Origin of the sequence: Shewanella decolorationis (genome assembly GCF_004354305.1) — a bacterium.
GTDB classification, from domain to species: Bacteria; Pseudomonadota; Gammaproteobacteria; order Enterobacterales; family Shewanellaceae; genus Shewanella; species Shewanella decolorationis.
This window is the reverse complement of sequence record NZ_CP037898.1, coordinates 2,363,761-2,380,093: the sequence shown is the minus strand read 5'-3', so window position 1 is coordinate 2,380,093 and position 16,333 is coordinate 2,363,761. Positions and strand designations below refer to the sequence as shown.

10 protein-coding genes are annotated in these 16,333 nt (G+C 45.7%); 5 read left to right on the top strand and 5 right to left on the bottom strand.

The genetic code is table 11. The features are described 5' to 3' along the window. Positions 1 to 82: 82 nt before the first annotated feature. The 3 genes from dsbC to brnQ all read right to left on the bottom strand — a co-directional run bounded on the left by dsbC (position 83) and on the right by brnQ (position 3,359). Positions 83 to 808 carry a bifunctional protein-disulfide isomerase/oxidoreductase DsbC gene (dsbC, locus tag EYR25_RS10815; protein WP_133180028.1) on the bottom strand — a complete coding sequence of 242 codons (726 nt, stop codon included), beginning with the start codon at positions 806 to 808 and terminating at the stop codon, positions 83 to 85. A 150-nt stretch (positions 809 to 958) separates the two neighbouring features. Further along, positions 959 to 1,861, bottom strand: a complete 903-nt coding sequence (gene xerD / locus EYR25_RS10810) for a site-specific tyrosine recombinase XerD (protein WP_133180026.1) — start codon at positions 1,859 to 1,861, stop codon at positions 959 to 961. 82 nt (positions 1,862 to 1,943) lie between these two features. Continuing rightward, positions 1,944 to 3,359, bottom strand: a complete 1,416-nt coding sequence (brnQ, locus tag EYR25_RS10805; RefSeq protein ID WP_023266594.1) for a branched-chain amino acid transport system II carrier protein — start codon at positions 3,357 to 3,359, stop codon at positions 1,944 to 1,946. Between the two features lie 524 nt (positions 3,360 to 3,883). Here brnQ and EYR25_RS10800 point away from each other — a divergent pair. Beyond that, on the top strand, positions 3,884 to 4,609 hold the full coding sequence (locus EYR25_RS10800; RefSeq protein WP_133180024.1) for a tRNA1(Val) (adenine(37)-N6)-methyltransferase: 726 nt from the start codon (positions 3,884 to 3,886) through the stop codon (positions 4,607 to 4,609). A 56-nt stretch (positions 4,610 to 4,665) separates the two neighbouring features. Here EYR25_RS10800 and EYR25_RS10795 read toward each other — a convergent pair whose 3' ends face one another. Both EYR25_RS10795 and EYR25_RS10790 read right to left on the bottom strand, forming a co-directional pair. Beyond that, positions 4,666 to 5,661 (bottom strand): response regulator, encoded by a 996-nt coding sequence (locus EYR25_RS10795; protein ID WP_133180021.1) that lies wholly within the window; start codon positions 5,659 to 5,661, stop codon positions 4,666 to 4,668. A gap of 2 nt (positions 5,662 to 5,663) precedes the next feature. Further along, positions 5,664 to 9,008 carry an MHYT domain-containing protein gene (locus EYR25_RS10790; protein WP_133180019.1) on the bottom strand — a complete coding sequence of 1,115 codons (3,345 nt, stop codon included), beginning with the start codon at positions 9,006 to 9,008 and terminating at the stop codon, positions 5,664 to 5,666. A gap of 374 nt (positions 9,009 to 9,382) precedes the next feature. Here EYR25_RS10790 and srmB point away from each other — a divergent pair, with 374 nt between their 5' ends. The 4 genes from srmB to EYR25_RS10770 all read left to right on the top strand — a co-directional run bounded on the left by srmB (position 9,383) and on the right by EYR25_RS10770 (position 16,202). Then, positions 9,383 to 10,645: an ATP-dependent RNA helicase SrmB gene (gene srmB, locus EYR25_RS10785; protein WP_023266598.1), complete on the top strand. Its 1,263-nt coding sequence runs from the start codon at positions 9,383 to 9,385 to the stop codon at positions 10,643 to 10,645. Between the two features lie 244 nt (positions 10,646 to 10,889). Beyond that, the gene (locus EYR25_RS10780; protein WP_133180017.1) at positions 10,890 to 12,107 is read left to right on the top strand and encodes an efflux RND transporter periplasmic adaptor subunit; all 1,218 of its coding nucleotides are present in this window, start codon (positions 10,890 to 10,892) and stop codon (positions 12,105 to 12,107) included. After that, positions 12,107 to 15,310 carry an efflux RND transporter permease subunit gene (locus EYR25_RS10775; RefSeq protein ID WP_133180014.1) on the top strand — a complete coding sequence of 1,068 codons (3,204 nt, stop codon included), beginning with the start codon at positions 12,107 to 12,109 and terminating at the stop codon, positions 15,308 to 15,310. The genes EYR25_RS10780 and EYR25_RS10775 overlap by 1 nt, the downstream gene beginning before the upstream one ends. Positions 15,311 to 15,497: 187 nt before the next feature. Continuing rightward, complete coding sequence (locus EYR25_RS10770) at positions 15,498 to 16,202, top strand: TatD family nuclease-associated radical SAM protein (protein ID WP_052030991.1); 705 nt, start codon at positions 15,498 to 15,500, stop codon at positions 16,200 to 16,202. Positions 16,203 to 16,333 lie beyond the last annotated feature (131 nt).

Below are 16,333 nucleotides of genomic sequence, written 5' to 3'. Positions count from 1 at the left end.
TCTTAAGCAATCATGGGGCTAAGATAACAAAAAGGTGAGCTTTTAGCTCACCTTTAATGGGGAAAATTTACCAGAATCAGGACTATTCACGCGCATCTAAAGTACGCAATAAATCAGCAGGTGGTTGATAACCAGGGATCATGCTGCCATCTTCCAATATGATGGCGGGTGTGCCGTTTACACCGAAGCTAGTGCCTAACTCATACTGCTCGGCAATTTTGGCATCACAGGTCGCCGCGGAGACTTTTTTACCCGCCTTAGCTTCGGTCATAGCCTTTAATGGATCCTTCGCACACCAGATGGCTTGCATTTCATCGGCATTGGCAGATGGCACGCCTGCACGTGGGAAGGCTAAGTAGCGCACAGTAATGCCCAGCTTGTTGTAGTCAGCCATTTGGCTATGCAACTTGCGGCAATAGCCACAGCTTACATCGGTAAATACCGTCACTACGTGTTTTTCATCCTTGGCCTTGTATACCAACATATGATCTTCAAGCGGCTTCATCATCTCTAGACGCGGGCCAGCAAGTGCGGCTTCCGTCAGGTTTTTCATCCCCTTATCGAGATCGTACAAGTTACCGTGGAACAGTTTTGTGCCATCACGGCTGATATAGAGCACACCACGATTGGTCATGGCTTGGTATAAACCTTCGATCGGCGAGTCCTGCATTGAAATCACCTCAACGTCTAACATCTCGCTGAGTTTTTGCTTGATCGCAGCAGTGTCGGGAGTGGTCGCCGTAGCGGCACTGGCCAGAGGCGCAACAACAAGCGCAACAACTAAAGATAATGCTCGGGTCAACTTCATGGGACATCCTATTAATTTAATCGCTTCTGCGACATATGGGTCATCTTAGTAGACCCTGTATGGGGGCAAAAAGTTACAGACAAGCCCGCTAGAATGCAAATTTATACTGTAACTAAATTCAACCATCTGTAGTTTTGTGATCTATAAAACCTAACCACGGGGATGATGTTGTTGATGTAACTCGTGTAATCTCGCTCGAGCTACATGGGTATAAATTTGAGTGGTCGATAAGTCACTATGACCTAAAAGTAATTGCACCACCCTAAGGTCGGCGCCATGGTTAAGCAAGTGGGTGGCAAAGGCATGGCGCAGTGTATGGGGCGAAAGCTCAGTTTCGATGCCAGCGCGGCTCGCATAGAGCTTGATACGATGCCAAAAGGTTTGCCTTGTCATCATCTGTGCCCGCTTCGAAGGAAATACCACATCTGACTGAATATTGCCCAAGAGTTCGTGGCGTGCAAAGCTTAAGTAACGCTCAACCTCGGTAATGGCCAGCTCGCCCATGGGCACTAAACGCTCTTTACCGCCCTTACCCACAATCCGCACTAAACCTTGGCGCAGGCTCATCTGTTCCATGGTTAATCCCACCAGCTCACTCACCCGCAGCCCGGTGGCGTATAAGAGTTCAAGCATGGCTTTATCACGGCACTCGACGGGGTCATCCACATTGGGCTCGGCCAGCAATCTATCGACCTGAGATTCACTTAAAGAATCGGGCAACTGCCGACTCAATTTAGGCGATTCAATTAACGCCATAGGATCGCCAGCAATCTGTTTGGTCTGCAATAAATAAGTGTAAAAACGCCGTAAACTACTCAGCAAACGTGCACTACTGGTGCGGGCAAATTGTTGCTCGACGCGGTAGGCTAAATAGGCACGCACATCGGCTTGTCCCACCTCAATTAACCGCAGGCCTTGGCTCTGTTGGTAGCGGTCAAAATGGCGTAAATCGGTGCGATAGGCACTCAAGGTGTTATCACTTAAGCCCTTGCTAGACCAAAGATCATCGAGAAAGGCGTCGATAAGCGGATCGCACTGATAGGTTTTAGCCACAAAAACTCCATAAAAAAACGGCGCACTCTAAAGATATGCCGTTGATATTAACTCAATTATTCTGCTTCTGGCAGCGTCTTATTTATGCAGCGCTGACTGTTTTCGCGCCGCTACCACGAATGATTAAACAGAGCACAATCACCACTAGCGTTGGTAATAACCATGCCATGCCTTCTTCATACAGCGGTAGGATAGACAGCGTTGGAGACATACCACTGACTAAGTCGATAAAGCTTTGCGCCGCTTCCGTCACGCCTTTACCGTCTTCACCAGTGAGGCTTTTCGCCGCGACTTTCATCCCATCGAAAATACCAAACAGCAAGGCTACCGACAGTGCTGCGCGATGGGCAAACTGTGGACGCGGGAAGTATTCGGTCAAGAAGGTCACCGCCACTAAGGCAATCGCGACAGGGTAAACCGCCATCAACACCGGAATACTGATAGTAATTAACTGCGACAGACCAACGTTTGCGATCAAGGCACAAATGGCGCTCAGCAGAACTACTAAGAAACGGTAAGACAACTTTGGCATCAGCTCATTGAAAAACTCTGAGCAGGCACTCACTAAACCGACCGCCGTGGTTAAACAGGCTAAGGTCACGACGGTAGACAGCAATACAGTACCTAAACTGCCAAACTCGCGAGTCACATAGTTAGTTAAAATCTCGCCACCGTTTTTCGCGCCCACGGCAATATCACCCGCCGTCGCACCTAAAAAGAACAGTGACACATAAACAAAAGCAAGCCCTGCAGCCGCGATAAAGGCTGCGCGGATCAAGTATTTAGTCTGCGCGCTTGGCTGATCGATACCCTTTTTACGCAGCAGATCGATAATCAACATACCGAACATCAAAGACGCTAGGGTATCCATAGTGTTATAGCCTTCGAGGATACCTTTGGTCAGCGGATGGTTTTGATAATCACCGACGGCAGCACCAACATCAGAAGCGGGTAAAAACACCACAGATAAGGCTAAACCGACCAGCAATAACAATAGGATAGGGGTTAATACTTTACCGACGCTGTCGAGTAACTTACCAGGGAACAATGCCAGCAGCATAGTCACAGTAAAGAAGCACAGAGTGTAGATAAGTTGCGACAGATTCAGCGACAAGCTACCGAGCATAATGGTCGCCGTAGTGTTGTCGATAAAGGGCTTAGCACCGATTTCATAGGCAACGAGGCCTGTACGCGGCGCCGCAAACGCAGGCCCAATAATAATGTAAATCGCAATGGCTAATGCGGTAGCCGCAAACACTGGCAGCATTGCCATAACCTTACCTTGAGCCTTAGCAACAGCAATAAGCCCGACTAAAGGTAAACCTACGGCAGTGATGAGAAAACCAAACATGGCAAGGAACATGTTTTCCCCGGCCAACATACCCGCAAAGGGTGGAAAAATTAAGTTACCCGCCCCCAAAAAAAACGCGAAGGTCATAAAACCTAAGCCTAATGTATCCCCAATACTCATCTGATTGTCTTGCACGGAAAGCCCCATCTTGTCTTATTGTTTTTTAATAAACTTAAGTGATTATGTGTCGATTAGCCATAGCTAAAACAAAGCCCATCCGGAGTGCAAATCTATGTTTACACAATTCCGTGGTAAATATGTGCGATATCTGCTGAGTTTATAAACAAAAATGAACTAAAAATTGGCTTCACTGCCGATTTATTCACCTAAAAACCCGTTCACCTATCCGTTAATCATAAAATTGATTAAAAATGGGGGCGAAACTAATATCAGAATTCAAAAACCAATACAACAGACAAGATTGTTTTTAACAAAAAAAGCCCTGTAATGCTAATTAACTGCTAACAATGCGTTGCCGAGGTAATAAATTAAACCGTTAATTAAGTGAACTTCGCCTCCAAACAGCATAAAAAATACAAAAAATAGATCTAAATGGAAGAATAGACTTATTTCACGCCCCCATAAAAATCTTAGCGAAAGCGCGAGCAGCCCTTTAAAATAGTGGCAATCTTAAATCGCCCCCATTAATTCACTCGATAGTCTGATATCCAATGGCATTTACCTTTAAACAATTCCACATTGACGATCTTAATTGCGGTATGCCCGTCAGCACCGACGGCGTGATATTAGGTGCATGGGCTCCGCTGTCGCAGGCCAAGCACATTCTCGATATTGGTTCGGGAAGTGGATTATTGAGTTTAATGGCGGCGCAGCGCAGCCAAGGGCAGATCACAGCCGTTGAGTTGGAAGAAAAAGCCGCCGCGGCGTGCCAATACAATATGACGCAAAGTCCGTGGGCGGATAGATGTAAGCTCATCCATGGCGATATTCAGCACGTTTGCCAACAAGCTGAGTATAAAGGATATTTCGACCATATCATCTGCAATCCGCCCTACTTTGAGCATGGCCCCAAGGCAAATGAACAACACAGGGCGATGGCACGTCACACTGACAACTTAGGCTTTACGCCCTTACTCGAGGCGATCGGTCAGTGCCTGTCGCATGAGGGCCACGCCAGCCTGATCCTACCCACCCAAAGCTTGACGCGCTTTAAAGCTTGCCTACATCAGACTGAACTTTATCTTGTGCAAGAAGTGAGCGTAAAAAGCGTGGAAGATAAGATTGCAAACCGCGTGCTGCTGCTCTTGGCTAAGACTCTGTTGACTAAAAGTCAGGATGAACCCTATCAGCACACAGAGCTCACCATACGTGGGGAAGATGGCCGTTATACCGAGCAAATGATTGAACTAACGAAAGATTTTTACCTAAAACTATAATTGGTATAGTGATAAGGCTCGCATCAAGAGCCTTATCTTTTGTAGCGAATCTAATTTCAGCTATCTATCCATTTATTTTTGATCTCAAGCACTTTGTCTAAGTTTTCGGTAAATAAGCGCACTAACTCAGGATCGAAATGCACGCCGCTCTGCTGGTGGATATATTCCATGGTCTGCTCGATTGACCAAGCTTCTTTATAGGGACGCTTACTGGTAAGCGCGTCAAACACATCCGCCAAGGCAACTATCCGTCCCTCTAATGGAATGTCTTTGCCCTTTAATCCATTTGGATAACCAGTACCGTTCCACTTCTCATGGTGGGTCAGTGCGACGGATTTGGCTAATCGCAACAACTCGGAATCAGCTTCTCCAATAATTTCGGCACCGATATGGGGATGGGTCTTCATTACGGCAAACTCGTCATCAGACAACTTAGCGGGTTTAAGCATAATGCTATCTGGAATGCCTATTTTGCCAATATCGTGCATGGGCGCCGCGTGCAATAAATCATCCGCCTGCGCCTCATTCAGGCCGTAAGCCAAAGCCAGTATTTTTGAATAATGACTCATGCGCAGCACATGGGTGCCCGTTTCATTATCTTTATATTCGGCAGCGCGGCCTAAACGTTGGATAACTTGAAGCCGGGTGCGTCGAAGTTCTTCAGCCTGAACTAATGACAAGTGCGTCTTTACCCTAGCTTTAACGACGGTTGGTGACACAGGTTTTACAATATAATCCACGCCCCCTACCGCAAAACCTGCCGCTTCATCGTGCTCATCGTTCAGCGCAGTCACAAAAATAACAGGAATTGATTGCGTCTCTTTAACACTTTTGAGTGCTTTGCATACCTCAAGCCCTGTCATATCTGGCATCATAATATCGAGCAAAATCAAAGATGGCTGCTCAATTTTGGCCAACCCCAAGGCTTCTTCACCACTTTTGGCAAAAATTAGCCGATAGTCTTGCTGCAATATTTGTTTTAGGACTCGCAAATTAACAGGCTCATCATCAACCAGTAATAAGGTCTTCTTATCCTCTGTAACTGTCTGCATAGCTATTCCTTATTAGAACTGATGGCAAGCCGCAAGTTAGTCAGTGCATCATGGGCAATATCAAAATCAAAATTATCTAAAGCATCAACTATGGCGCTAACCGAAGACTCATAATCTTTATTAATATGATTTAAGGCAGCCAAATCAGCCTCGTCAAAGGTATGGTGAGTTACTGCTATCAGTAAAGAATCAATATGGGCTAGCACTTCACTTGGATCACTTAAGTCCACAGAATGCGACTTATACAAGGAGCTATCGGCATGCTGAATGTAGAGAGAAACTTGAGCTAAGGTCGCAACAATTTCAGCCATAAGCTGTTGAATAGATAGAGCAGACTCACCACTTGCATCGACCTGCTGTTCTAATGAAGCAAATAGACTCATACAACGAAATAAGCCTAAATTACCAGATATGCCTTTTAGCCCATGGGCTAACTGCTTGATAAGCTGATTCTGCTTTTCGTTTAAGGCATGCTCAAGCTGTTGGTACTTATCTGGCCATTGAGCGATAAATTTTGCTAACTCGCGAATAAATGCTTCTTTGCTTCCCCAAAGCTTTATTCCTCTTTGCTCATCGACAATAGCATTGCGGTCTGGTTCATTCGCATGATTAGGCAAACTAGGCAGATTCAACGTTAAGACTCGAGCTATTTCTTGATTTAATATTTCAAAATCAATAGGTTTATTCGCAAAACCATCCATACCGGCTTGCTTAGCTTCAATTCTATCCTGCTCAAGCACACTCGCCGTAAGTGCAATGATAGGCATAGGTTTTAACCCAAACTCGAGTTCCTGTTGGCGTCTATGTTTTGCCGCAGTTAATCCATCCATAACCGGCATTTGCAGGTCAATGAGGGTGACATCGATATCATTTTTTTGCATCCGCAACAGCGCCTGCTCACCATCACGGGCGGTGATCACGCTATGCCCTTGGCGACTCAAATAAACCGAAAGTAAATCGATATTTTGCTGAATGTCATCAACAACTAAAATAGTCAGCGGCGGTAGCGAGATTTTTTCACTCTGTGGCAAGGCTAAGTCTTCAATACTCGGGACTAAGGGAATGGTAAAGCGGAAGGTACTTCCTAGACCTAATTGACTCTCCGCCTCTATGCTTCCCCCCATTAACTCAACTAATTGCTTGCTAATCGTAGTCCCTAAACCTGTGCCACCGTATTTTCGACTCATGGAAGCATCGGCTTGGGCAAATGCCTCAAATACTCGATTAAGCTGCTCCGGCGACATGCCGATCCCTGTATCTATAACCTCAAATGTTACCTTGTGTTTTTCTTGCGGAAACACTCTTACCGTGACTTTTCCTTGGGCTGTAAATTTCACTGCATTACCAATCAAGTTCAGTAACACCTGCCGGATCCGCTCCGGCGAGCCAATGAAGTTGGCATTCATACTTGGTGCGATATCCACCTCAAGTAATAAGTGCTGCTTCTTCGCCTGCAACCAAAGGGTTGAAATTACAGTATCGATTTCATCAGTTAAGGAAAATACGCGGTTTTCTAGCTCGAGTTTGCCTTTATCTAACTTCGCACTATCGAGCACATCGTTGAGTAGATGCAGTAAGGATTTAGCGGAGCGATTGATGGTTGTGAGCTGTTTTTGCTGTTCACTATCCAGTGTCGACTCTAACAAAATATCACTAAAGCCAATGATGGCGTTCATTGGGGTTCGAATCTCATGGCTCATATTGGCTAAGAAGGCAGCGCGAGCCGCTGCGGCTTGCTCGGCATTATCTTTAGCGGTTAGGAGATCCTGCTCCATAGCCTTACGCTCAGTAATATCCATCAAGAAGCCGTCAATCCATCCTTCATCACTATGTTCATCAAAAATGAAATTTCCATGCTCAAAGAGCCAGCGAACTTCGCCATCTGCACGAATGATCCGATATTCCATTGAAAATGTTGGTGGCTGAACCTGAGCAAAAATAGCCTCAACATCCTCTGGATAATAAAGCTCTGAAAAAGCACGTTTAGGCTGTGGGAGTTCAAAATCTGAGGCTGGATAACCCGTTATATTCAATACTGCGTCGCTGATATAAACCATCGGCCAACCATCAACATTCTTACAACGGTAGGCAACCCCTGGAATATTACTGATTAAGGATCTGAACTTGGCCTCGTTATTTTTTAACTCTAACTCCATCTCATGTCGCTGGCTGAGATCTGATATAAATCCCACAAAATAATGGGATTTCCCCAGCATCATATGGCCCAGACCTAAGCGAACTGGCACTAAATGACCATTCTTATGTTGTGCTAATACCTCACGTCCAGTACCAATAATTTGTGCTTCACGGGTTTTAACATATTTAGCAATATAGTTATCGTGATGGATTCGAATCGATTCGGGCACAATTTTTTTGACATTATGCCCAAGCAAATCTTCGGAGGACCAACCTAAGATCATGGTAACCGCTTGGTTGACGCTGATAATAATACCTTGACCATCAATGGTGATAATACCATCCACTGCGGTATCCATCATCGCACGCATTCTGTCTTCATTAGATTTAGCCAGTAGAGACAGATCTTTATATTTAAAAATCACATTCACAATCAGCACCAAGCTGATAATTAGCACAGTGCCGACAGAAACACCCAGGGCAAGATAAAAGGAAATAAACGATGACTGAAGGCTTAATTCTAATCCTTCTGGTTTAACAAAACGTGCAGCAGCCATGCCAGTATAATGCATGCCTGATATAGCTAACCCCATGACAATGCTAGCAATAAAATTACTTTTACTCGTTCGCATTTTAGAGGAGAAAAACTGATTTAACCCAGTTCGAACCCATAGAGCAATCACGGCGAGTATCACTGCGACCACAATGGATAGGGCAAAAAATACCGGGTCATAACGTAACAATGGTGCCATTTCCATGGCTGCCATCCCCACATAATGCATGGTCCCAATCCCTGCGCCCACTAACACACCGCTCACGAATACTTGGGCAAACTTAAAACTGGGCTTTGATAATAGATTAAGAGCCACCCATGAAGCGGCAATGCTGGGTAATAATGAGAGTGCCGTCAGACCGAATTGATAGGTTACTGGCGTACACAAATCAAAGGCCAACATGCCAATAAAATGCATTGACCAAACACCACCACCTAGGACAACACTCCCAGTCAGCAACATAATTTGTTGGCGAGATTTAGATTGCGTATAGGCTGCCTGGGTCGCCACTTGGAATGCCATAAAAGCCGAGAAAATGGCAATCAAAATCGAGATAACCACCAGTGACGGGTCGTAATAGACGTTCAGCAATAAGCTGTCTTGGGAGGAGATAAAAAACTGTGACGACCAATCTAAAACCATAAAATTCAAGCCCATATAAAATATTCAAAACCAAAAAATCTGCCAACACAAGCAGGGCTAACGCTTGAAAACCAAAGAATAATGACCATTATCTATGGGCAGCATCAATTTATTGTTAAGACTCCATACAACGACGAGTCAATCCTTCGAATACTCTCAACAAAAGCCATAAATTTTACAACATCACTTTTATCTTATACATCTTTTGCCAAATGTCTGCCTCAAGATGCCATAAATCTCGGCAAAACACCTAAAACGCTGAATACATTTTCACAAATAAACCTCGATCCTAGACCCTGGCTTAAAAGTAAATTGATTGGGATTAAGTTATTTAAGTTAATGGGCATAAGCCGTATAATACATGGCTATTATTCGTCGAGACGCCGCGCATGCAATTTGAAGATTTTCAGCTTGACCCTAGCTTATTAGAGTCACTTAAAGCCATGGGGCACCTGTCGCCCACCACTATCCAACAAGAAACCCTGCCACACGCCCTAGAGCAGCGGGATATTTTAGCGCGCGCCCCGACGGGTACAGGTAAAACCGCCAGTTTCTTATTGCCAGCGCTGCAACACTTAATCGACTTTCCCCGTCGTTATTCGGGTCATGCGCGGATTTTGATCCTGACACCTACCCGTGAGTTAGCCAGCCAAATTCACCGTTATGCCTGCCACTTAGCCACAGGCCAAGGGCTGAATATCGCCATTATCACCGGCGGAGTGCCCTATGGCCCGCAGGAAGAAGCCCTAAAAGACAATATCGATATTCTGGTGGCGACCCCAGGCCGTCTGATGGAATATTTAGATAAAGGCAAATTCAGTGCGGAATCGGTCGACATACTGATCATCGACGAAGCCGACCGCATGCTGGATATGGGTTTCTCCGCCGTAGTTAAAGCTATCGCCCTCGAAGCCCAAGGTCGTAAGCAAAATATGCTGTTTTCGGCTACCCTCGAAGGCAGTGGCGTTATCCGTTTTGCCCGTGAAGTACTTAACGACCCTATCGAAATCGATGTCGACGCGCCGCGTAAAGAGAAAGCCAAGATCCACCAATGGATCCACCTTGCCGACGATAAAGAACATAAGTTTGCCCTGCTGTGCCATCTACTCAAGCAGGAAGAGGTTAAACGCGCCATCGTATTCGTAAAGACTCGCGATGTGGTATCTAGCCTCGAAGGTCAGTTGCTTAAAGCTGGTATCCCCTGCGCCTTTATGCGTGGCGATATGGAACAGAAGAAACGTTTCCAAGCCTTAAGTCGCTTTACCAAAGGTGAAGTGAATGTGTTACTCGCGACTGATGTGGCCGCCCGCGGTATCGATATCGATGATATCACCCATGTGATTAACTTCGACATGCCGCGTTCTGCCGATAGTTATATCCACCGCATTGGTCGTACTGGCCGAGCGGGAGCAAAAGGAACGGCAATTTCATTGGCCGAAGCCCACGATATGCGGATTGTCGGTAAGATTGAGCGTTATATCGAACAACCGCTTAAGCGCCGAATCATTGAGGAACTGCGCCCTAAACATAAAGAGGCGCGAGTACCAACCAAGAAAAAGGCCAAAGTAAAAGCCAAAGAAGCGGCAAAGCGGACCAACAAAAAAGAGGCTGCTAAAAAAGCCACTAAAATTGCCCGCAAGAAGCAAGCTTAAACCCTCCCGAAAGCCGCGTAATGCGGCTTTTTTATGCCCACCATACCTGATAGAGACGAAACCAATAGTGACCCAAACGCTCTAACAATCCGTATTTCATCACTGTTATCAAAAAAGACATGGCATCTGGTACTCACTTGCCATCATCTTTAGACACATTTTATTTACAAAAATAAATTTATTGCACTGCCTGACTCTGATACTTTAGGCGCATTAAGCGATTTAGCACGGATGTAACAATCATATGATCAAAACCTTACTTAGGAGATTATCTCCTTTATTTATACTACTGCTCTTTATTGTGGGCGCTGGTTTGTTAATGAAAACCAAAGAAACACCGGAGCAGAAACCCGAAGAAATGCCTATCCCTGTTGTGGATGTCACTCAGGTTGAGCAGCAAACCGTATCGCTTAATCTTCCCTCCTACGGCGTGGTTACCCCTAAATACAAGACGCAACTAGTAACTGAAGTCCAAGGGCGAATGCTAAGCATTTCACCGCAATTTGTGGCCGGTGGCATAGTGAAGAAAGGTGATCAGTTAGCCCAAATCGAACCTTCGGATTACGAAGCCGATTTAATGCAAGCTGAGGCCACTTTGGCTCAAGCAACCGCAGCACTGAATGAAGAAATCGCCCGTGGTGAAGTCGCTAAAATCGAATTTAAGGGTTATGACAAAGGCTTGCCGCCAGAGTTGGGTTTACGCATTCCACAGCTGAAAAAAGAACAAGCTAATGTGAAATATGCCCAAGCAGCACTAGCACGCGCACAGCGCAATTTAGAACGCACCGTTATACGCGCCCCCTTTGATGGCATTATCAAAGCCAGAAATGTCGATTTAGGTCAGTATGTTACATTAGGCACTAACTTGGGAGAGTTGTACGACACTAGCATTGCCGAAATTCGTCTACCTATCTCAAACGATGATTTAGCCTATTTGGAATCGGTCGATAATCCTGATACCCAAGTCACCTTAAGCGCCTCATTGGCGGGTAAGGAAAACACTTGGCTGGGTAATATTATTCGTAGCGAAGGCGTAATTGATGCCGATAACCGCATGGTTTACCTCGTGGCCGAAATTAAAGATCCGTACCTGCGTGAGCACAAAACCCAAGGCAGTTTACCGCTGAAATACGGTAGTTTTGTCAACGCCGTGATTAAGGGACGCACTGTTGATGGAATCGTTAAGCTGCCGCGCCATGTAGTGCGTAATGAGCATGTCGCCTTAATTAACGAGCAAAATATTGTCGAGATGCGCCATGTGAATGTCGTGCGCAGTGATCTTGAAAACGTATTTATCAAGGACAGCTTAAAAACCGGTGAGCGCGTTGCCATCACCCACTTTAACAATATGGCGAATGGTCAATTAGTTAAAGTGATCGGTGAAAATGCCAAACCAGTGCAAACGCCAACGCCTAAGGAAGATGCTCCTGAGTCGAATATTGCGGCGACTGGAGTGAAATAATGGACACACAAAAAGGGATCATAGCTTGGTTTGCCCGCAACAACGTCGCGGCCAATCTGTTAATGTGGGCGTTGCTGATTGGTGGCCTATTTAGCACTGTGTTGATAAATAAAGAGGTATACCCACCATTTGAACTCAATCTACTTAATATCTCAGTGGCTTATCCTGGGGCTGCCCCCCAAGAAATCGAAGAAGGTATTAACATTAAAATTGAGGAAGCCATCCAAGATATCAACGGCATCAAAAAAGTCACCTCGGTGGCCCGTGAAGGAGTTGGTACAATCAATATTGAAGTAGAAGATGGTTACGATGTTCAGAACCTGTTGGATGAAGCTAAATTACGCTTAGATGCAATCTCCACCTTCCCTGCAAATATTGAAAAGCCAGAAATTTTTAAGGTGGAGCCCGAAAACTTTGTGTTGTGGGTATCGATCTATGGTGAAATGTCACTGCACGATATGAAGGAATTAGCTAAATCAGTTCGTGATGATTTGACCCAGCTCCCCGGCGTGACCCGTGCTAAAGTTACGGGTGTTCGCGATTATGAAATCGGCATCGAAGTCTCAGAGGATAAATTGCGGGAATATGGCTTAACCTTCTCGCAAGTCGCCATGGCGGTGCAAAACTCTTCTATCGACTTACCCGGCGGCTCTATTCGCGCGGAGGATGGTGACATTCTGCTGCGTACCAAAGGCCAAGCTTACACCGGCGATGATTTTGCCAATATCGTCGTCACCACGCGCCCAGATGGTAGCCGGGTGATGCTGCCTCAGGTCGCAACCATTAAGGACGATTTTGAAGAACGCTTGGAGTATACGCGCTTTAATGGAAAACCCGCTGCCATTATTGAAGTCACTAGCGTCAACGATCAAAACGCCTTAGAAATTGCTGCGCAGGTAAAACAATATGTTGAAGATCGACGCGCTACATTACCAGCCAATGCCAAGCTAGACACTTGGGGTGATATGACTCACTACCTAAAAGATCGCCTCAATATGATGTTATCCAACATGTTCTATGGCGCACTGCTGGTTTTCATCATCCTTGCTATATTTCTGGATCTCAAGCTGGCCTTTTGGGTCATGATGGGCATCCCAGTGTGCTTCCTTGGCACAATATTATTGATGCCCCTCGAACCGTTTTCGATGACTATCAACATGATGACCCTATTTGCATTCATTCTGGTGTTAGGAATAGTGGTCGACGATGCGATTGTAATTGGCGAGAGTGCCTACTATGAAGTTGAGCATCATGGGCACTCGATTGACAATGTGATCCGCGGCGCGCAAAAGGTGGCAATGCCCGCAACCTTCGGGGTGCTAACCACTATCGCTGCCTTTATTCCTATGTTGATGGTCTCTGGTCCCATGGGGATTATTTGGAAATCCATCGGTATGGTCGTGATCATGTGTCTGGCATTTTCACTGGTAGAATCTAAATTTATTCTGCCCGCGCACTTAGCCCATATGAAGTTTAGGAAGCTAGGTGAACCAACTGGTTTATTTGGTCGCTTCAAGGACAGATTTAATAATCGCGTTCAACACTTAATTCACCATAGTTACCGTAACTTCCTCGAGCGCTGTATCCAGCATCGTTATAACGTGTTGGCGGTTTTTATCGGTGTATTAATCCTCTCCATAGCATTAGTGCTCAGCGGAAAAGTACGTTGGGTATTCTTTCCCAATCTAGCCTCGGATTTTATCCAAGTACAACTGGAAATGGATGAAGGCAGCTCTGAGCAAAACACTCTCAAGGTGATTCAGGATATTGAAGATGCCTTATATAAAATGAACGCCGATATTGCCCAAAAATATGGCTATGAGGTGGTTAAACATAGTTTTATTAATATGGACTCTCGCACCTCGGCCTTCATTTTTGCAGAGCTTGTCAAAGGTGAAGCGAGGGACATTGATGCCGATACCATTTCAGCAGCTTGGCGCGAACAATTGCCTGAACTGCTGTCGGTAAAAAAACTCGATCTTAACGGTGGTCGTAACATGGGTGGCGGTGGTGATATTTCCTTCAGGTTATCATCGAACTCCTTGGATGAATTATCGGCGGCCTCGAAGGAGATCAAGCAAAAACTGGCTTCCTATGAAGGCGTATATGACATTGCTGATAATTTTTCATCGGGTAGCAATGAAATCCGCCTAAAAATTCGCCCTGAAGCCGAAGCGTTAGGGCTTACACTTTCGGATCTCGCCCGCCAAGTTCGTTATGGCTTCTACGGTTATGAAGCCCAGCGCATCTTGCGCAACAAGGAAGAAGTCAAAGTGATGGTGCGTTACCCATTAGAACAACGCCGAACCCTTGGCCACCTTGAAAATATGTTGATCCGCACACCTCAAGGCACTGCAGTGCCCTTCTCTACCGTGGCAGAAATTGAAAAGGGCGAGTCCTTTGCTTCTATCACTCGTGTAGATGGTAAACGGGCAATAACCATTACTGCTAACGCGAATAAAAATATCGTTGAACCCTCCAAAGTGGTCAATGAAATCCAAGAGACTTATTTACCCCAATTACAAAGCAAGTACCCTAGCATTCAAACAACCCTCGATGGCAGCAGTTTAGATGAGCAGAATGCCATGGTTGGATTAATGCAAGGTTTCTTCTTTGCCCTGTTTACTATTTATGCCTTAATGGCGGTGCCGCTGAAATCCTATAGTCAGCCTTTAATTATTATGTCAGTAATCCCCTTTGGCATTATTGGCGCCATTTTTGGCCACCTCATCCAGGGCCTATCGATTAGCGTGCTTAGCCTCTGTGGGATTGTGGCGCTAGCTGGGGTGGTGGTAAACGACTCCTTGATTTTGGTTGACTTTGTTAACCGCGCGCGGGCGCAAGGGCAATCAATAAAACAAGCAGCGATAGATTCAGGCTGTTATCGTTTTAGGGCGATTATCTTAACCTCACTTACAACCTTTGTAGGCCTCGCACCGATCATCCTTGAGCGTAGCCTGCAAGCGCAAGTGGTGATTCCTATGGCGACCTCCCTCGCCTTCGGTATCCTGTTCTCGACTGTGGTGACCTTAATTCTGGTACCCTTGCTGTATATCATACTCGATGATGTCAAGCGCCTTGGTAGCCGCTTCTATCATTGGTGGTGGCGCCCTAAAAAAACGCAGGATATACATTTACACACCAATGAGAGCCACAAGGTATCCTTAACTGCCTTAAATGAATTGGACTATAAGCAGGATTAGTGGAATTAGGTCATTCATTTTTACCTTATAAAAAGAGAGCCTAGGCTCTCTTTTTTGCCTCTGAGATCTATGAATAGGAAAACACGTAGTGCGATCTAAGTGGCAGTTATCCTGCTGGTCATTGGTTACACTCAACCTAAGTGACCGCCAAGATGCCAAAAAAGTCGATAGTATGAAAATAGATCGAATGCCAACCTCGCAGCCAGCCCAAATTAAGCCAACGCAACTCAAAGCCACTGAAACCTTAGCCAATGGCAACATTACAGCGGAGGTTTGCACCAATGAAACCTGTGCCACTGAAACCTTAGTCTATGATATTCGCAGGAGTCGTTATCTGAATATCACGGGGCGTTGCACTCTGCGCTGTGCTTTTTGCCCTAAACATAATGGCAGTAAACAAATTCATGAGTATCAACTGGCATTAAGCCACCAACCCAAGCCTGAAGAAATCATCCCGCTACTAGGAAATGTGGAAGACTTTGAAGAATATGTGTTTTGCGGCTATGGCGAGCCAACACTGAATCTACCAACTCTACTGGCTGTGGCCAAGGAAATAAAACGCCGCGGCGGCCGAGTGAGGGTGAATACTGATGGTTTAGGTAATCTGGTTCACAGACGTAATATTCTGCCCGAACTTGCTGAGTGTGTAGATGCGTTATCGATTTCACTCAATGCCGATAATGAAGCGGCCTACAACCAACATTGTCGCCCAAAACTTGCGGGTTCCTACGCCGCAGTCAATGCCTTTATCGCCCTCGCACCTCATTACATTGAACGCGTGCAAGTCTCAGCCATTGAGGGATTAGAAGGCGTCGACATCGATCTGTGCCGCGAACAAATACTCGCTTCGGATTGCGAGTTTAAGCATAGAGTACTCGGTGCGCTTGGTTAACTGATTGGCTTAGCCTAGGCCGAGAAAATTCTGGCTTTGGATACACTCGCAGCGAGCAACTTGCCACTGTCGTAACATTTCATTCGTGTTAACATAGCCAAATTAACAGTTCATCAACTCAAAATCGGCCC